Origin of the sequence: Enterobacter hormaechei subsp. xiangfangensis (assembly GCF_001729785.1) — a bacterium.
GTDB lineage: Bacteria > Pseudomonadota > Gammaproteobacteria > Enterobacterales > Enterobacteriaceae > Enterobacter > Enterobacter hormaechei_C.
Window position 1 is genome coordinate 682,426 of the sequence record NZ_CP017183.1, and the last position, 18,528, is coordinate 700,953.

An 18,528-nucleotide genomic window follows, 5' to 3' on the forward strand; every position below is an offset into this window, starting at 1 on the left:
CCGCCAGCTGGCGGGGTTGTCTTTTATTGCTCGTGACGCTTAAACACCAGCTCGTTTTTTCCTGACGATGCCTCGTCGAAGAAATACCCTTCACTGTTAAAGCCGGTGAGCTGCTCTGGCTTCGTCAGGCGGTTTTGAATGATGAAGCGGCTCATCAGACCGCGCGCTTTTTTGGCGTAGAAGCTGATTACTTTAAATTTGCCGTTTTTCTCGTCGAGGAATACCGGCTTGATAATGTCCGCATCCAGCTTTTTCGGTTTCACCGATTTGAAGTACTCATCGGAGGCCAGGTTGATCACCACGTTGTCCCCCTGGGCTTGCAGCGCCGCGTTAAGCTTGTCGGTAATGACATCGCCCCAGAACTGGTACAGATCTTTACCTTTAGCGTTTTCCAGGCGGATACCCATCTCCAGACGATACGGCTGCATCAGATCCAGCGGGCGCAGCACCCCGTACAGGCCGGATAACATGCGCAGATGCTGCTGGGCAAAATCGAAATCGGCTTCGCTAAACGTTTCTGCTTGCAGGCCAGTGTAGACGTCACCTTTGAAGGCCAACAGCGCCTGGCGGGCGTTGGCGGGCGTGAAGTCAGGCTGCCACTCATGAAAACGGGTGGCGTTCAGGTCGGCAAGTTTATCGCTGATGCTCATCAGCGAAGCGATTTGCGGAGCCGAAAGCTTACGCGCTTCGTGGATCAACTGTTGCGAGTAGTCCAGCAATTCCGGCTGGGTATAACGCTCAGTGGCGAGCGGGCTCTGGTAGTCGAGCGTTTTGGCAGGTGAAATCAGAATCAGCATATCCAGTCCTTGCAGGAAATTTAGAGCGACTTTAACAAAAAATCGCCCTGAATTGATCGATAGCTGTTATTGCCGCGGCAAATCATCCCAGGTGCCAGGGGCAATTTGTGACTCGATTTCGGGATAGCGTGAGGCGTCAAAGACGGGCTGTACGCCGAGCTTGCGCTGACGCAGATAATCGCGCGCGATCAGCGCCACAACCGGTGAAAGCAGCAAAATGGCCGTCAGGTTCGTGATGGCCATCAGCGCCATGATGACGTCCGCTATTTGCCAGACCAACGGCATACTGAGCAGGGAGCCGACGAAAACCATTCCCAGCACACCCGCGCGAAGGACGTTGCGGGTCAGACGCGAATTGACTTTCAGGAAGATAAGGTTGTTTTCGGCATAGATATAGTTCACCGCAATGGAACTAAAGGCAAAAAGTCCCACGACAAGTGCGACAAGGCCCGCGCCCCAGCCGCCGACGAGGGAGACCAGCGCCTGTTGTACCCAATGAATGCCTGCCGTACTACCGGACGGTTGCTCAGCGGCACCGGCCAGCAGCATGATCATCGCGCTGGCGGAGCAGATAACAATGGTGTCTGTGAAGACGCCAATCATCTGTACAATGCCCTGCGCGGCGGGATGCGGGGGCCAGGATGCGGCCGCTGCGGCGGCATTCGGCGTGGAGCCCATTCCCGCTTCGTTGGAGAACATACCCCGCTGAAAACCCGCAGTGAGAGCCTGGCTAAGGGTGTAACCCAACGCGCCTGAAGCCGCTTCGCGCCAGCCGAACGCGCTTTGGAAAATGGTGACGATGACGTTCGGCACCTCGTCAATATGTATCGCGCATACCATCAGGCTGGTTGACACCCACAGCAGCGCCATCAGCGGAACCAGCCACTGCATCAGGCGGGCAACCCCTTTTAGCCCGGTCACAATGGTCAGCAGGGTGAGAAGGGCAAGCGCGCCGCCCGTCAGCCACTCCGGACAATTAAAGGCAAAGCGCAGCGCGTGGGCGACGGAATTTGCCTGAACGGTATTGAAAATAAGGCCATAGGCAATCAGCAAAAAGATCGAGAACAGAACGCCCATCCAGCGCATTCCCAACCCGCGAGCCATATACCAGGCGGGACCGCCGCGAAACTGACCTTTGCCGTCTTTTTCTTTGTAGAGTTGCGCAAGCGAGCATTCAGCAAAGGAGGTGGCCATACCGATAATCGCCGTCACCCACATCCAGAATACCGCGCCCGGACCGCCCGCGCCGATCGCCAGCGCGACACCGGCCAGGTTACCGCTGCCGACGCGCGCGGCAAGGCTAGTACAGAGCGCCTGAAACGATGTCAGGCCGCCCGGCTGTGGGGTGACGCTGTTTTTCAGACTTCTGCCAAATTTGCGGATATAGCGAAACTGAATCAGCCCGCTGCGCCACGTAAACCAGATACCTGCTCCAGAAAGCAGGTATATCATGATCGAACCCCAGAGGACTTCGTTAATAAAGAAAAAGAAATCAGGCACTAACGTCCCTCTTGTTGATGCCAAAGTGAATATGTAAGCGCTACCACTGAGTGTGCATGCTGTTACTTAGCAGCCTGTTAATATTCTGAGTTTATCATACTCTGCCTAAGCGCACTGTCTGCGGTTGCGCTGCCTCTCACTCGTGTTATCATCAGGGCAGACCGGTTACATCCCCCTAACAAGTAAACCTGTCATTTTTCCGCTGCTGGCAAGCTGTCGGTAGTGTGAATTATCCAGGGCACGTTAAAAGAGAAACACTATCATGACGGATAAATTGACCTCCCTTCGTCAGTTCACCACTGTCGTCGCTGACACCGGAGATATTGCGGCAATGAAGCTGTACCAGCCGCAGGATGCCACAACCAACCCTTCTCTGATCCTTAACGCCGCGCAGATCCCTGAGTATCGCAAACTGATCGACGAGGCGGTGACCTGGGCAAAAGCACAGAGCAATGACCGCGCGCAGCAGGTTGTGGATGCCACTGACAAACTGGCAGTGAACATCGGTCTGGAAATCCTGAAGCTCGTTCCTGGCCGTATCTCTACCGAAGTTGATGCTCGCCTGTCCTACGACACCGAAGCCTCTATCGCCAAAGCAAAACGCCTGATCAAACTGTACAACGATGCGGGCATCAGCAACGACCGTATCCTGATCAAACTGGCCTCTACCTGGCAGGGCATCCGCGCTGCTGAGCAGCTGGAAAAAGAAGGGATCAACTGTAACCTGACTCTGCTGTTCTCCTTCGCGCAGGCGCGTGCATGTGCCGAAGCTGGCGTATACCTGATTTCTCCGTTCGTGGGCCGTATTCTGGACTGGTACAAAGCCAACACCGACAAGAAAGAGTACGCGGCGTCTGAAGATCCAGGCGTGATTTCTGTGACTGAAATCTACGAATACTACAAACAGCACGGCTATGAGACCGTTGTTATGGGCGCAAGCTTCCGTAACGTCGGCGAAATCATCGAGCTGGCTGGCTGTGACCGCCTGACCATCGCCCCTGCGCTGCTGAAAGAGCTGGCAGAAAGCGAAGGTGCTATCGAGCGTAAACTGTCTTACACTGGCGAAGTGAAAGCGCGTCCTGAGCGCATCACCGAGTCCGAGTTCCTGTGGCAGCACAACCAGGATCCAATGGCCGTAGATAAACTGGCGGACGGTATCCGTAAGTTTGCTATCGACCAGGAAAAACTGGAAAAAATGATCGGCGACCTGCTGTAATCATTCTGCGTGACCGGGTTCCCGGTCACGCGTCTTTCCCCCGCCTCTGTCTGAATTTTCTCTCTGCGTGTATCATTCCCTTTAATCAGTACTTTTTGAATGGAATGGATATGAATACCTTACGCATCGGCTTAGTGTCGATTTCTGACCGCGCCTCCAGCGGTGTTTATCAGGATAAAGGCATCCCTGCTCTGGAAGCGTGGCTGGGCAGCGCGCTCACTACCCCGTTTGAGATCCAGACTCGCCTGATCCCGGACGAGCAGCCGATCATCGAGCAAACCCTGTGTGAGCTGGTGGATGAAATGAGCTGCCACCTTGTGCTGACGACGGGCGGCACCGGCCCCGCGCGCCGCGATGTAACGCCGGACGCGACGCTGGCTATCGCCGATCGTGAAATGCCGGGCTTCGGTGAACAGATGCGCCAGATCAGTCTACACTTTGTCCCGACGGCCATTCTTTCCCGTCAGGTCGGGGTGATCCGCAAACAGGCGCTGATCCTGAACCTGCCGGGGCAGCCGAAGTCGATAAAAGAGACGCTGGAAGGGGTAAAAGCCGAGGACGGAAGCGTTATCGTTCACGGTATCTTTGCAAGTGTACCGTATTGTATACAACTGCTTGACGGTCCGTACGTGGAAACTGACGGCAACGTGGTAGCAGCATTTCGCCCTAAAAGCGCTCGCCGCGAAACAATCTCCTGAAAATGATTAAAATGTGACATAAGCGCCAGCCGCAGTAGCGTGTAAATGGATTTACGATATAGTAATTTTTTCTTTACGATTGCTGTAAAAAATAATCCACAACACATGCACAATGGTTCGCTATGTCACATAATACCCGACCTCTGAATCGACAGGACTACAAAACCCTCACGCTCGCTGCCCTGGGCGGCGCGCTGGAGTTTTACGATTTCATCATCTTTGTCTTCTTCGCCGCCGTTGTGGGGGCGCTGTTTTTCCCGGCGGATATTCCTGAATGGCTGCGTCAGGTACAAACTTTCGGCATTTTCGCTGCCGGCTATCTGGCGCGTCCGCTGGGCGGCATTGTCATGGCGCACTTTGGCGATCTGGTTGGGCGCAAGAAGATGTTTACCCTCAGCATCCTGCTTATGGCCGTGCCGACGCTGGCGATTGGCCTTTTGCCTACCTATGAGTCGATGGGCATTATCGCCCCGTTATTGCTGCTGCTGATGCGTATTCTCCAGGGCGCGGCCATCGGCGGGGAAGTGCCTGGCGCGTGGGTGTTTGTCGCTGAGCACGTCCCGGTGCGCCGCATCGGCATTGCGTGCGGAACGTTGACCGCAGGGCTGACGATCGGGATCCTGCTTGGCTCCGTAGTTGCAACCATCATCAATACCAGCATGACGCAACAGGCCGTTCACGACTGGGGCTGGCGTATACCGTTCCTGCTGGGCGGGGCGTTTGGGCTGGTGGCAATGTGCCTGCGACGCTGGTTGCAGGAGACGCCAATATTTCTGGAAATGCAGCAGCGGAAGGCGCTGGCGCAAGAACTGCCGGTGAAAACCGTAGTAGTGCGGCATAAAAAAGCGGTAGTCGTGTCGATGCTTCTGACCTGGCTGCTGTCTGCGGGTATCGTGGTGGTCATTTTGATGTCGCCGGTCTGGCTGCAAAAACAGTACGGTTTTGCGCCTGCCGTGACGTTACAGGCGAACAGTATCGCGACAATTATGCTCTGCTTTGGCTGTCTGGCCGCCGGGCTGGCGGCGGATCGTTTCGGCGCCAGCGTGACCTTTATTGTCGGCAGCCTGCTGCTGGCCGCGTCGAGCTGGGCATTCTATCATCTTGCGGGCACCCATCCTGAACAGCTGTTCCTGCTGTACGGTGTCGTCGGGCTGTGTGTGGGCGTCGTTGGCGCCGTACCGTACGTGATGGTCCGCGCCTTTCCGCCGGAGGTTCGCTTCACCGGAATCTCTTTCTCTTATAACGTCTCGTATGCCATTTTCGGCGGGCTGACCCCGATTGTGGTGACGGTGTTGATGGGGCTGTCGCCCCTTGCACCTGCGTGGTACGTGCTGGCGTTATCGCTGATGGGGCTGGTATTGGGGATGTGGCTTCGCCAGTCAGAGGGACGTCGTGCCCGCGACGCGGGCACGACAGAGGGATCAGTGTTTTTCACCAATCGGTAGAATGGTGCGGTCGAACTGCTCGTTCAGCACTTCACCCATGGCCAGGTAGATTGCGCTTGCGCCGCAAACCAGACCGACCCAGCCGGCAACGTGAACGATGCCTTCGTTATCCGCCAGGTGACCGATGGCCAGCAGGGCGAACAGGACGGTCAGGCTCAGGAAGACGAATTGCAGCGCGCGGTTCGCCTTGAGGGTGCCAAAGAACATGAACAGGGTGAACACGCCCCACAGTCCCAGGTACACGCCCAGGAAATGGGCGTTTGCCGCCTCCGCCAGGCCCATTTTAGGCATCAGCAGAATCGCGACCAGAGTCAGCCAGAAAGAACCGTAAGAGGTAAAGGCGGTTAAGCCGAAGGTGTTGCCTTTCTTATATTCCAGCAGGCCCGCAAAGATTTGTGCGATACCGCCGTAAAAAATGCCCATCGCCAGGATAATGCCGTCCATCGGGAACATCCCGATATTGTGCAGGTTCAGCAGAATGGTGGTCATGCCAAAACCCATCAGGCCCAGCGGAGCCGGATTAGCCAACTTAGTGTTGCCCATAAGTCCTCAAAAAATCATCATTAATATGGTGAAATGGTTAAACCCGCGCCAGTTCTCCCTGACGGGGCGCGGCATCATAATGGGCGGCATCGACGCCGTCTATGATCTCATCGGGGTGAAATTAAAAAATTTTTTATCCTTCCCCCTTGATGGATGCCGTTGTGACCCCATCTTGTAAGCAACCGCAGTGTGTGGACCTGAAAAAAATCAAATCTGGGCAGTTGAAAAAGCACGTTCTGCCCTTATTACAGGTACACAACCACATGTTGACTGAATTTTTAGTGGAGACGTTTAGATGGGTAAAATTATTGGTATCGACCTGGGTACTACCAACTCTTGTGTAGCGATTATGGATGGCACTACTGCACGTGTGCTGGAGAACGCCGAGGGCGATCGCACCACGCCTTCTATCATTGCTTATACCCAGGATGGTGAAACTCTGGTTGGTCAGCCGGCTAAACGTCAGGCAGTGACAAACCCGCAAAACACCCTGTTTGCGATCAAACGCCTGATTGGCCGCCGCTTCCAGGACGAAGAAGTTCAGCGTGACGTTTCCATCATGCCTTACAAAATCATCGCAGCCGATAACGGCGATGCATGGCTTGATGTGAAAGGCACCAAAACTGCACCTCCGCAGATCTCTGCTGAAGTGCTGAAGAAAATGAAGAAAACTGCGGAAGATTACCTGGGTGAACCGGTAACTGAAGCTGTTATCACCGTACCTGCTTACTTCAACGATGCTCAGCGTCAGGCAACCAAAGATGCTGGCCGTATCGCAGGCCTGGAAGTAAAACGTATCATCAACGAACCAACCGCAGCAGCACTGGCTTACGGTCTGGATAAAGAAGTTGGCAACCGTACTATCGCGGTTTACGACCTGGGTGGTGGTACCTTCGATATTTCTATTATCGAAATCGACGATGTTGACGGCGAAAAAACCTTCGAAGTTCTGGCAACCAACGGTGATACCCACCTGGGTGGTGAAGACTTCGATACCCGTCTGATCAACTACCTCGTTGACGAGTTCAAGAAAGATCAGGGCATTGACCTGCGTAACGACCCGCTGGCTATGCAGCGCCTGAAAGAAGCCGCTGAGAAAGCGAAGATCGAGCTGTCTTCCGCTCAGCAGACCGACGTGAACCTGCCGTACATCACCGCAGACGCGACCGGTCCAAAACACATGAACATCAAAGTGACCCGTGCGAAACTGGAAAGCCTGGTAGAAGACCTGGTGAACCGTTCTATCGAGCCACTGAAAGTTGCATTGCAGGACGCTGGCCTGTCCGTGTCTGACATTCAGGACGTTATCCTGGTAGGTGGTCAGACTCGTATGCCAATGGTTCAGAAGAAAGTTGCTGAATTCTTTGGTAAAGAGCCACGTAAAGACGTGAACCCGGACGAAGCGGTTGCTATCGGTGCTGCGGTTCAGGGTGGTGTACTGACCGGTGAAGTGAAAGATGTACTGCTGCTGGACGTTACCCCGCTGTCTCTGGGTATCGAAACCATGGGTGGCGTGATGACCCCGCTCATCAACAAAAACACCACTATCCCGACGAAACACAGCCAGGTGTTCTCTACCGCTGAAGACAACCAGTCTGCGGTAACCATCCATGTGATTCAGGGTGAGCGTAAGCGCGCGGCGGATAACAAATCTCTGGGTCAGTTCAACCTGGACGGTATTAACCCGGCACCACGCGGCATGCCACAGATCGAAGTCACCTTCGACATCGATGCTGACGGTATCCTGCACGTGTCTGCGAAAGACAAAAACAGCGGTAAAGAGCAGAAGATTACCATCAAGGCATCTTCTGGCCTGAACGAAGCGGAAATCGAAAAAATGGTTCGTGATGCCGAAGCTAACGCGGAATCCGACCGTAAGTTTGAAGAGCTGGTTCAGACCCGTAACCAGGGTGACCATCTGCTGCACAGCACCCGTAAGCAGGTTGAAGAAGCGGGCGATAAACTGCCAGCGGAAGACAAAACTGCAATCGAAACTGCACTGAGCGCGCTGGAAACGTCTCTGAAAGGCGAAGACAAAGCGGACATCGAAGCGAAGATGCAGGAGCTGGCACAGGTTTCTCAGAAGCTGATGGAAATCGCTCAGCAGCAGCACGCACAGCAGCAGGCGGGCGCTGATGCTTCGGCGAACAACGCGAAAGACGACGATGTTGTCGACGCTGAGTTCGAAGAAGTGAAAGACAAAAAATAATCGCCCTGATGCAGGGTAAGTAATCGGCACGGGCGTAGGAGAATTCTCCACGCCCGTGCTCGCATGTTAAGGGGCTTAAAAAAACCAATGGCAAAGCAAGACTATTACGAGATTTTAGGCGTTCCGAAAACTGCGGAAGAGCGTGAAATCAAAAAGGCGTATAAGCGCCTGGCCATGAAATTCCACCCTGACCGTAATCAGGGTGACAAAGAGGCTGAAGCCAAATTTAAAGAGATTAAAGAAGCCTACGAAGTCCTGACCGATGCACAAAAACGTGCGGCCTATGATCAATATGGTCACGCGGCCTTTGAACAGGGCGGCATGGGCGGCGGTGGATTTGGTGGCGGCGGCTTCGGCGGCGGCGCTGATTTCAGCGATATCTTTGGTGATGTATTTGGCGATATCTTCGGTGGCGGGCGTGGCCGTCAGCGCGCGGCGCGCGGCGCAGACCTGCGCTACAACATGGACCTGACGCTGGAAGAAGCGGTTCGCGGCGTCACCAAAGAGATCCGTATTCCGACGCTGGAAGAGTGTGACGTTTGCCACGGCAGCGGTGCGAAAGCGGGGACTCAGCCACAGACCTGCCCAACCTGTCACGGTTCCGGTCAGGTGCAGATGCGCCAGGGCTTCTTCGCGGTGCAGCAGGCCTGTCCGCACTGTCATGGTCGCGGTACGCTGATTAAAGATCCGTGCACCAAATGTCATGGTCACGGTCGCGTGGAGAAAACCAAAACGCTGTCCGTTAAGATCCCGGCAGGCGTCGATACGGGCGACCGCATCCGTCTGGCAGGTGAGGGTGAAGCCGGCGAGCACGGCGCACCGGCAGGCGATCTGTACGTTCAGGTTCAGGTGAAGCAGCACGCCATCTTCGAGCGTGAAGGTAACAACCTGTACTGTGAAGTGCCGATCAACTTTGCGATGGCGGCGCTGGGCGGCGAAATCGAAGTGCCGACGCTGGACGGTCGCGTTAACCTGAAAATCCCTGGCGAAACCCAGACCGGGAAACTGTTCCGCATGCGCGGCAAAGGCGTTAAATCCGTTCGCGGTGGCGCGCAGGGTGACCTGTTATGCCGCGTGGTCGTGGAAACGCCGGTCGGCCTGAACGATAAGCAGAAACAGCTGCTGAAAGAGCTTCAGGAAAGCTTTGGTGGCCCGACAGGTGAGAAAAACAGCCCGCGCTCCAAAAGCTTCTTCGATGGCGTCAAAAAATTCTTCGACGATTTAACCCGCTAACCCGCCAGCTGGTTACTATCATTTAAAGCCCGGAAGCGATTCCGGGCTTTTTGCTTTATAGCGTTATACCTCGGTTAAACTGAATCTATAACCAATATTAATCTGTTTTTACCGATCTGTTTGCGCTGATATTATGGTTTTACCGAGGTATTGTTGTAAAAGAGAGTTTAAACGTGAAATTACTACACCGTTTCTTTAGCAGTGAGGCATCCGGCGGCGTCATCCTGATTATTGCTGCTGCGGCCGCCATGCTGCTCGCCAATATGGGCATGACACGCGATCTCTATCACGCATTTCTGGAAACGCCCGTCGAGCTGAAGGTCGGGGCGCTGGAAATTAACAAGAACATGCTGCTGTGGATCAACGATGCGCTGATGGCGGTGTTCTTCCTGCTGGTGGGCCTGGAGGTTAAACGTGAGCTGGTGAGCGGTTCGCTTGCCAGCCGTCAGCGTGCGGCGTTTCCGGTGATCGCGGCGATTGGCGGGATGATCGTTCCGGCGTTGCTCTTTCTCGCATTTGCGTGGCAGGATCCGGTTGTTCGTGACGGCTGGGCGATCCCGGCCGCAACGGATATCGCGTTTGCGCTCGGGGTCTTAGCCTTGCTCGGTAGCCGCGTCCCGGTAGCACTGAAAATTTTCCTGATGGCGCTGGCGATTATCGATGATCTGGGCGCTATCGTGATTATCGCGCTGTTCTACACCAGCGATCTGTCCGTTCTGTCGCTGAGCGTGGCGGCCGTGGCTATTGCGGTGCTGGCGTTGCTGAACGTCTTCAACGTCCGACGCACGGGGATTTATATTCTGGTGGGGATGGTGCTGTGGACGGCGGTGCTGAAGTCTGGCGTGCATGCCACGCTGGCGGGCGTCATCGTTGGCTTCTTTATTCCGCTGAAGGAACAGGACGGCAAATCGCCTGCCAGACAGCTGGAGCATGTGCTTCATCCGTGGGTGGGTTTTATGATCCTGCCGCTGTTTGCGTTTGCCAACGCGGGTGTTTCCCTGGCCGGGGTTACCCTGGACGGACTCACCTCTGTGCTGCCGCTGGGTATCATCGCCGGTCTGTTTATTGGTAAGCCGCTGGGCATCAGCCTGTTCTGCTGGCTGGCGCTGAAGCTGAAGCTGGCGTCATTGCCAAACGGAACCACCTTTAGCCAGATTATGGCCGTTGGCGTGCTGTGCGGTATTGGATTCACCATGTCGATCTTTATCTCGACGCTGGCGTTTGGCGCAAGCGCGCCTGAGCTTATCGTCTGGGCGAAACTCGGCATTCTTATCGGGTCGTTCCTGGCCGCGGTTATGGGTTACACCTTGTTGAAGGTGAAGTTGTCCGGACAGGCTGTCCAGGCATAACAGGAAACCGGGAGAAGGGAAGCCTTCTCCCGATAAACTATCAGGGAGTGAAAACGTGATGTCTCATTTGAACTATAACCATCTCTATTACTTCTGGCATGTCTACAAGCAGGGCTCGGTCGTGGGTGCCGCAGAGGCGCTCTACCTGACGCCACAGACTATCACCGGGCAAATCAAAGCCCTGGAAGAGCGCTTGCAGGGAAAGCTTTTTAAGCGGAAAGGGCGTGGCATTGAGCCGAGCGAGCTGGGTGAACTGGTATTCCGCTATGCGGACAAGATGTTCACCCTGAGCCAGGAGATGCTGGATATCGTTAACTATCGCAAAGAGTCGAACCTGCTCTTTGACGTGGGCGTGGCGGATGCGTTGTCCAAACGGCTGGTAAGCGGTGTGCTGGATGCGGCGGTGGTGGAAGATGAACAGATACATTTACGCTGCTTTGAGTCCACTCACGAGATGCTGCTGGAACAGCTGAGCCAGCATAAGCTGGATATGATTATTTCGGATTGTCCTATCGATTCCACGCAGCAGGAAGGCTTGTTCTCGGTGAAAATTGGCGAATGCGGTGTCAGTTTCTGGTGCATCAATCCACCGCCGGAAAAACCGTTTCCGGCTTGCCTGGAAGAGCGCCGCTTGCTGGTTCCGGGGAGGCGGTCCATGCTCGGACGTAAGCTGCTGAACTGGTTTAACTCGCAGGGGCTAAACGTAGAAATTCTCGGTGAGTTCGACGATGCGGCGCTGATGAAAGCCTTTGGCGAGGCGCACAACGCTATCTTCGTTGCCCCGACGCTGTATGCGCACGATCTCTATTCAGACGACAAGATTACCGAGATTGGCAGGGTGGATAACGTGATGGAAGAGTATCACGCCATATTCGCCGAAAGGATGATTCAGCATCCGGCGGTGCAGCGAATCTGCAACCGGGACTACTCGGCGCTGTTTACGCCGCCGGCAATCTGAAGGCATAAAAAAACCCGCGTTAAGCGGGTTCTTTCAAACAAGCAACAACAAGTGGCGATTAAGCCAGTTTGTTGATCTGCGCGGTCAGGTTTGCTTTATGACGCGCTGCTTTGTTTTTGTGGATCAGACCTTTAGCAGCCTGACGATCCACGATTGGTTGCATTTCGTTAAATGCGTTCTGCGCTGCAGCTTTGTCGCCAGCTTCGATTGCTGCGTATACTTTCTTGATGAAAGTACGCATCATAGAGCGACGGCTTGCATTGTGCTTACGAGCCTTTTCAGACTGAACGGCACGTTTCTTAGCTGATTTGATATTAGCCAAGGTCCAACTCCCAAATATGATCTATGTGGACAATTCAAAGGCCGAGGAATATGCCCTCTATACCTTCTTTTGTCAATGGATTTGTGCAAATAAGCGCCGTTAATGTGGCGACGCTACGTTACGTAGTGATGGCGCAGGATTCTACCAGCTTGTCGTTCGTGAATACAGCTTTTCGGCGTAAAAATCGCAGTTCGCGGGCAGATTTTTTTGCTGTGAAAGGTCAGCGTGATGAAATCATACGGCTTTCTGTTTAGCGTGAACAATCGCCGGTTAACCTTAACCGCTGTACAAGGTATACTTTGGCGATTTTCACTGTTTTGAGCCAGTCATGAAGCTGATACGCGGCATACATAATCTCAGTCAAGCCCCGCACGGGTGCGTGCTGACCATTGGTAATTTCGACGGCGTGCATCGTGGGCATCAGGCGCTGTTGCAGGGATTGCGTAAAGAAGGCGAGGCGCGAGGCCTGCCCGTCGTGGTGATGATTTTCGAGCCTCAGCCGCTGGAGCTGTTTGCAGGCGAGAAATCCCCCGCGCGGCTGACGCGTCTGCGTGAGAAGTTACGCTACCTGGCGGAGTCAGGGGTGGACTACGTCCTGTGTGTACGGTTCGACCGTCGTTTTGCCGCGCTGACCGCACAAAATTTTGTCAGCGACCTGTTGGTCAGGCAGCTTGGCGTGCAGTTTCTCGCCGTGGGCGATGATTTCCGCTTTGGCGCTGGTCGTCAGGGCGATTTCTTGTTATTACAGAAGGCTGGCCTGGAGTACGGGTTTGACGTCACCAGTACAATGACCTTCTGCGAGGGCGGCGTGCGCGTCAGCAGCACGGCGGTACGTCAGGCGCTGGCGAACGATGAACTGGACACGGCAGAAACGCTGCTGGGTCACCCGTTCACGATTTCAGGTCGCGTGGTCCATGGCGATGCGCTGGGCCGCACGATAGGTTTCCCGACGGCGAATATACCGCTGCGTCGTCAGGTCTCCCCGGTTAAAGGGGTCTATGCGGTGGAAGTGGCAGGACTGGGCGAGAAGCCTTTCTACGGCGTCGCCAACATTGGCACACGTCCAACGGTTGCCGGTGTGCGTCAACAGTTAGAAGTACACCTGCTGGACGTTGTAATGGACCTGTATGGTCGCCATATAGATGTGATACTGCGTAAAAAAATACGCAATGAACAGCGATTCGCTTCGCTGGATGAACTTAAGGCGCAAATCGCGCGAGATGAATTAACGGCCCGCGAGTTTTTTGGGCTTTAGAACCGGCTTAACTGCCTACGTGATAAATACGGAACCGAGAATCTGATGAGTGACTATAAATCAACCCTGAATTTGCCGGAAACAGGGTTCCCGATGCGCGGCGATCTCGCCAAGCGTGAACCGGGAATGCTGGCGCGTTGGACCGATGATGACCTGTACGGCATCATTCGTGCAGCCAAAAAAGGCAAAAAAACCTTCATTCTGCATGATGGCCCTCCATATGCGAATGGCAGCATTCATATTGGTCACTCTGTAAACAAGATTCTGAAAGACATTATCGTGAAGTCCAAAGGACTCGCGGGATATGACTCGCCTTACGTTCCGGGCTGGGACTGCCATGGTCTGCCAATTGAGCTGAAAGTGGAGCAAGAGTACGGTAAGCCGGGTGAGAAGTTCACCGCCGCAGAATTCCGCGCGAAATGCCGCGAATACGCTGCCACCCAGGTTGACGGTCAGCGCGCTGACTTTATCCGTCTGGGCGTGCTGGGCGACTGGTCGCATCCGTACCTGACCATGGATTTCAAAACCGAAGCCAACATCATCCGTGCGCTGGGTAAAATCATCGGCAACGGTCACCTGCACAAAGGCGCGAAGCCGGTGCACTGGTGTGTGGACTGCCGTTCTGCGCTGGCAGAAGCGGAAGTAGAGTATTACGACAAAACCTCGCCTTCTATCGACGTGGCGTTCGAAGCGGTCGATCAGGATGCGATCAAAGCTAAATTTGGTCTGCCTGGGGTAAGCGGTCCAGTCTCGCTGGTTATCTGGACAACCACCCCGTGGACGCTGCCTGCTAACCGCGCGATCTCCCTCTCTGGCGAGTTTGAGTATGCGCTGGTGCAGATTGATGGCCGTGCGGTTATCCTGGCGAAAGACCTGGTCGAAAGCGTACTGAAACGCGCGAACATCACCGATTACACCGTGCTGGGCACCGTAAAAGGCGACGCGCTGGAACTGATGCGCTTCAAACACCCATTCCTGGACTTCGACGTTCCGGCGATTCTGGGCGACCACGTAACGCTGGACGCGGGTACCGGTGCGGTACATACCGCCGGTGGTCACGGCCCTGACGACTACAACATCAGCCTGAAGTACGGTCTGGAAATCGCCAACCCGGTTGGGCCGGACGGCTCCTACCTGCCTGGCACCTACCCGGTGCTGGACGGCGTCAACGTCTTCAAAGCGAACGACATTATTGTCGACATGCTGCGCACCAGCGGCGCGCTGCTGCACGTTGAAAAAATGCAGCACAGCTATCCGTGCTGCTGGCGCCACAAGTCGCCAATCATCTTCCGTGCGACCCCGCAGTGGTTCGTCAGCATGGATCAGAAGGGCCTGCGCGAGCAGTCTCTGAAAGAGATCAAAGGCGTGCAGTGGATCCCGGACTGGGGCCAGGCGCGTATCGAATCCATGGTGGCTAACCGTCCTGACTGGTGTATCTCCCGTCAGCGCACCTGGGGCGTGCCGATGTCGCTGTTCGTGCACAAAGAGACGCAGGAACTGCATCCGAACACCCTGGAACTGATGGAAGAAGTGGCGAAACGCGTTGAAGTTGACGGCATTCAGGCGTGGTGGGATCTCGACGCCCGCGACATCCTGGGCGCGGACGCGGACAACTACGAGAAAGTGCCGGATACCCTGGACGTGTGGTTCGACTCCGGTTCAACCCATGCCTCTGTGGTTGACGTGCGCCCTGAGTTCGCCGGTCACGCTGCCGACATGTATCTCGAAGGCTCCGACCAACACCGCGGCTGGTTCATGTCATCCCTGATGATCTCCACCGCCATGAAGGGCAAAGCACCTTACCGTCAGGTACTGACTCACGGCTTCACCGTGGATGGTCAGGGCCGTAAGATGTCCAAGTCCATCGGTAACACCGTTTCGCCGCAGGACGTAATGAACAAGCTGGGCGCGGACATCCTGCGTCTGTGGGTAGCCTCTACCGACTACACCGGCGAAATGGCGGTGTCTGACGAGATCCTGAAGCGTGCTGCCGACAGCTATCGTCGTATCCGTAACACCGCGCGCTTCCTGCTGGCGAACCTGAACGGGTTCGATCCGGTAAAAGATATGGTGAAGCCGGAAGAGATGGTCGTGCTCGATCGCTGGGCGGTAGGCTGCGCGAAAGCGGCGCAGGAAGATATCCTGAAAGCGTATGAGTCTTACGATTTCCACGAAGTGGTGCAGCGCCTGATGCGCTTCTGCTCCATCGAGATGGGCTCGTTCTACCTCGACATCATTAAAGACCGTCAGTACACCGCGAAAGCGGACAGCGTGGCGCGCCGCAGCTGTCAGTCTGCGCTGTACCACATCGCAGAAGCGCTGGTGCGCTGGATGGCGCCGATCATGTCCTTCACCGCGGATGAAATCTGGGGTTACCTGCCGGGCGACCGTGAGAAGTATGTCTTCACCGGCGAGTGGTATGAAGGTCTGTTCGATCTCTCCAGCACCGAAGCGATGAACGATGCCTATTGGGACGAGCTGCTGAAAGTGCGTGGCGAAGTGAACAAGGTTATCGAGCAGGCGCGCGCTGACAAGAAAGTCGGTGGCTCTCTGGAAGCGACGGTGACCCTGTACGCAGAGCCTGAGCTGGCCGCGAAGCTGACCGCGCTGGGCGATGAATTACGATTTGTCCTGTTGACCTCTGGTGCGAAAGTTGCGGATTATGCCGAGGCGTCTGCTGATGCTCAGCAGAGCGAACTGCTCAAAGGACTGAAGGTCGCGCTGAGCAAAGCCGACGGTGAAAAATGCCCGCGTTGCTGGCATTACACCACTGATGTCGGTCAGGTGGCGGAACACGCAGACATCTGCGGACGCTGTGTAAGCAACGTCGCCGGTGACGGCGAAAAACGTAAGTTTGCCTGATGAGTAAAACTCTCTGTTCAACAGGACTGCGCTGGCTGTGGCTGGTGGTGGTGGTGCTGATTATTGATTTGGGCAGCAAGTTCCTGATCCTCCAGAATTTCGCTCTGGGGGATACGGTCCCGCTGTTCCCGTCGCTTAACCTGCACTACGCCCGCAACTACGGTGCGGCGTTTAGTTTCCTTGCCGACAGCGGTGGCTGGCAGCGCTGGTTCTTCGCGGGTATCGCTATCGGTATCTGCGTCGTGCTGGCGGTGCTGATGTACCGCTCGAAGGCCACGCAAAAGCTGAATAACATCGCCTACGCGCTGATCATTGGCGGCGCGCTGGGTAACCTGTTTGACCGCCTGTGGCACGGCTTTGTGGTCGATATGATCGACTTCTACGTCGGCGACTGGCACTTCGCGACCTTTAACCTCGCCGATAGCGCAATATGCGTTGGTGCGGCGTTAATCGTGCTGGAAGGCTTCTTGCCTAAACCGGCTGCGAAAGAGCAGGCGTAACAAAACCAGCCGGGTGACGCGTAGCGATCCCGGCCTACAGAATTTGTGGCCCCCGTAGGCCCGGTAAGCGTAGCGCCACCGGGCAACAGGTGACCCAAAACAAGCGAGCAATTTGCATGTCTAAATCCGTACAGAGCAACAGCGCGGTTCTCGTTCACTTTACGCTGAAGCTGGATGACGGCTCTACGGCCGAATCCACCCGCAACAACGGCAAACCAGCCCTGTTTCGTCTTGGCGATACCTCCCTGTCTGAAGGTCTTGAGCAGCAGCTTCTCGGTCTGAAAGAGGGTGAGAAAAAAGCCTTTTCGCTGGAGCCGGATGCCGCGTTTGGCGTGCCAAGCCCGGATCTGATCCAGTACTTCTCCCGTCGTGAGTTTATGGACGCGGGTGAACCGGAGATCGGGGCAATTATGCTCTTTACCGCTATGGACGGCAGCGAAATGCCTGGCGTGATCCGCGAAATCAACGGCGACTCGATTACCGTTGACTTTAACCATCCGCTTGCCGGGCGCACTGTCCATTTTGATGTAGAAGTGCTGGAGATCGATCCGGCACTGGAGGCCTGAAATGCAGATCCTGTTGGCTAACCCGCGCGGTTTTTGCGCCGGTGTAGACCGCGCTATCAGCATTGTTGAAAACGCGCTGGAGATTTACGGCGCGCCGATTTACGTGCGTCACGAAGTGGTGCACAACCGCTACGTGGTCGACAGCCTGCGCGAGCGCGGTGCGATTTTTATCGAGCAGATTAGCGAAGTGCCGGACGGCGCAATTCTCATCTTCTCCGCGCACGGCGTCTCGCAGGCGGTACGCAACGAGGCGAAAAACCGCGATCTGACCGTTTTCGATGCCACCTGTCCGCTGGTGACCAAAGTGCATATGGAAGTGGCGCGCGCCAGCCGTCGCGGTGAAGAGTCAATTCTGATTGGTCACGCCGGTCACCCGGAAGTGGAAGGCACCATGGGCCAGTACAGCAACCCGGAAGGGGGCATGTATCTGGTTGAGTCACCGGAAGACGTCTTTACGCTGAATGTGAAAAACGAAGCCCGACTGTCGTTTATGACCCAGACGACGCTTTCCGTGGACGACACCTCAGACGTGATTGACGCCCTGCGCCAGCGCTTCCCGAAAATCGTCGGGCCGCGCAAAGATGATATCTGCTACGCAACCACCAACCGTCAGGAAGCCGTGCGCGCGCTGGCTGAACAGGCGGACGTGGTGCTGGTGGTCGGCTCGAAAAACTCCTCTAACTCTAACCGTCTGGCCGAACTGGCGCAGCGTATGGGGAAAGCGGCGTTTTTAATCGACGACGCAACGGACATTCAGGAAGCGTGGGTGAAAAACGCGGTCTGCGTCGGTGTTACCGCAGGCGCTTCAGCGCCGGATATTCTGGTGCAGAACGTCATTGCCCGCTTGCAAGAGCTGGGCGGTGGCGAAGCGGTGCCGCTGGAAGGCCGCGAAGAGAACATTGTCTTTGAAGTGCCGAAAGAGTTGCGTATTGACGCGCGAGAAGTGGAATAGTTCTTTATCTGATGAAAGGCCAGCACCTCCTGTGCTGGCTTTTTTTTTGCCCCAAACTTTATCGTGACGACAAAATCATGTCTTTTACTGATATTTAAGTCGGTTTCACGTTAAATTCTAATT

At 55.4% G+C, this 18,528-nt stretch carries 16 protein-coding genes and 1 pseudogene; 13 read left to right on the top strand and 4 right to left on the bottom strand.

Annotation, left to right across the window (positions count from 1 at the left end; all coding sequences use genetic code 11):
* Positions 1 to 23: 23 nt before the first annotated feature.
* Positions 24 to 797, bottom strand: coding sequence for a peroxide stress protein YaaA (gene yaaA, locus BFV63_RS03325; RefSeq protein WP_022650381.1), 774 nt, complete (start codon positions 795 to 797; stop codon positions 24 to 26).
* Between the two features lie 66 nt (positions 798 to 863).
* Positions 864 to 2,297 carry an alanine/glycine:cation symporter family protein gene (locus BFV63_RS03330; RefSeq protein WP_023315364.1) on the bottom strand — a complete coding sequence of 478 codons (1,434 nt, stop codon included), beginning with the start codon at positions 2,295 to 2,297 and terminating at the stop codon, positions 864 to 866.
* Between the two features lie 262 nt (positions 2,298 to 2,559).
* On the opposite strand from BFV63_RS03330, the gene tal reads away from it, so the two are divergent.
* From tal to BFV63_RS03345, 3 genes are all read left to right on the top strand, one after another.
* Positions 2,560 to 3,513 (top strand): transaldolase, encoded by a 954-nt coding sequence (gene tal, locus BFV63_RS03335; RefSeq protein WP_003856481.1) that lies wholly within the window; start codon positions 2,560 to 2,562, stop codon positions 3,511 to 3,513.
* A 110-nt stretch (positions 3,514 to 3,623) separates the two neighbouring features.
* Complete coding sequence (gene mog / locus BFV63_RS03340) at positions 3,624 to 4,211, top strand: molybdopterin adenylyltransferase (RefSeq protein ID WP_003856479.1); 588 nt, start codon at positions 3,624 to 3,626, stop codon at positions 4,209 to 4,211.
* A 122-nt stretch (positions 4,212 to 4,333) separates the two neighbouring features.
* Positions 4,334 to 5,656: an MFS transporter gene (locus BFV63_RS03345; RefSeq protein ID WP_045342589.1), complete on the top strand. Its 1,323-nt coding sequence runs from the start codon at positions 4,334 to 4,336 to the stop codon at positions 5,654 to 5,656.
* On the opposite strand, the gene satP is transcribed toward BFV63_RS03345, so the two are convergent.
* Positions 5,633 to 6,199, bottom strand: coding sequence for an acetate uptake transporter (gene satP, locus BFV63_RS03350; protein WP_003856474.1), 567 nt, complete (start codon positions 6,197 to 6,199; stop codon positions 5,633 to 5,635). The two genes, BFV63_RS03345 and satP, sit on opposite strands and share 24 nt — an antisense overlap.
* Before the next feature lie 295 nt (positions 6,200 to 6,494).
* Here satP and dnaK point away from each other — a divergent pair, with 295 nt between their 5' ends.
* The 4 genes from dnaK to nhaR all read left to right on the top strand — a co-directional run bounded on the left by dnaK (position 6,495) and on the right by nhaR (position 11,948).
* Positions 6,495 to 8,408 (top strand): molecular chaperone DnaK, encoded by a 1,914-nt coding sequence (gene dnaK / locus BFV63_RS03360; RefSeq protein WP_003856470.1) that lies wholly within the window; start codon positions 6,495 to 6,497, stop codon positions 8,406 to 8,408.
* A gap of 87 nt (positions 8,409 to 8,495) precedes the next feature.
* The gene (dnaJ, locus tag BFV63_RS03365) at positions 8,496 to 9,641 is read left to right on the top strand and encodes a molecular chaperone DnaJ (protein WP_008502040.1); all 1,146 of its coding nucleotides are present in this window, start codon (positions 8,496 to 8,498) and stop codon (positions 9,639 to 9,641) included.
* 173 nt (positions 9,642 to 9,814) lie between these two features.
* Positions 9,815 to 10,990 carry a Na+/H+ antiporter NhaA gene (gene nhaA / locus BFV63_RS03370; protein ID WP_057059292.1) on the top strand — a complete coding sequence of 392 codons (1,176 nt, stop codon included), beginning with the start codon at positions 9,815 to 9,817 and terminating at the stop codon, positions 10,988 to 10,990.
* Positions 10,991 to 11,048: 58 nt separating this feature from the next.
* Positions 11,049 to 11,948, top strand: a complete 900-nt coding sequence (gene nhaR / locus BFV63_RS03375) for a transcriptional activator NhaR (RefSeq protein ID WP_003856462.1) — start codon at positions 11,049 to 11,051, stop codon at positions 11,946 to 11,948.
* Positions 11,949 to 12,006: 58 nt separating this feature from the next.
* Here the strand turns inward: nhaR and rpsT are convergent, their stop codons facing one another.
* Positions 12,007 to 12,270, bottom strand: a complete 264-nt coding sequence (gene rpsT, locus BFV63_RS03380; protein WP_003856458.1) for a 30S ribosomal protein S20 — start codon at positions 12,268 to 12,270, stop codon at positions 12,007 to 12,009.
* Between the two features lie 115 nt (positions 12,271 to 12,385).
* Here rpsT and BFV63_RS23330 point away from each other — a divergent pair.
* The 6 genes and pseudogenes from BFV63_RS23330 to ispH all read left to right on the top strand — a co-directional run.
* Positions 12,386 to 12,591: pseudogene (locus BFV63_RS23330) on the top strand (DUF2575 domain-containing protein); the annotation flags it as partial.
* 7 nt (positions 12,592 to 12,598) lie between these two features.
* Positions 12,599 to 13,525: a bifunctional riboflavin kinase/FAD synthetase gene (gene ribF / locus BFV63_RS03385; protein WP_003856456.1), complete on the top strand. Its 927-nt coding sequence runs from the start codon at positions 12,599 to 12,601 to the stop codon at positions 13,523 to 13,525.
* 45 nt (positions 13,526 to 13,570) lie between these two features.
* A complete protein-coding gene (gene ileS, locus BFV63_RS03390; protein ID WP_057059293.1) occupies positions 13,571 to 16,387 on the top strand; it encodes an isoleucine--tRNA ligase in 2,817 nt (938 codons plus the stop codon).
* The gene (lspA, locus tag BFV63_RS03395; RefSeq protein WP_003856452.1) at positions 16,387 to 16,887 is read left to right on the top strand and encodes a signal peptidase II; all 501 of its coding nucleotides are present in this window, start codon (positions 16,387 to 16,389) and stop codon (positions 16,885 to 16,887) included. Before ileS ends, lspA begins: the two co-directional genes overlap by 1 nt.
* 116 nt (positions 16,888 to 17,003) lie before the next feature.
* Positions 17,004 to 17,453 (top strand): FKBP-type peptidyl-prolyl cis-trans isomerase, encoded by a 450-nt coding sequence (gene fkpB, locus BFV63_RS03400; protein WP_003856450.1) that lies wholly within the window; start codon positions 17,004 to 17,006, stop codon positions 17,451 to 17,453.
* Position 17,454: 1 nt separating this feature from the next.
* Complete coding sequence (gene ispH, locus BFV63_RS03405) at positions 17,455 to 18,405, top strand: 4-hydroxy-3-methylbut-2-enyl diphosphate reductase (protein WP_003856448.1); 951 nt, start codon at positions 17,455 to 17,457, stop codon at positions 18,403 to 18,405.
* Positions 18,406 to 18,528 lie beyond the last annotated feature (123 nt).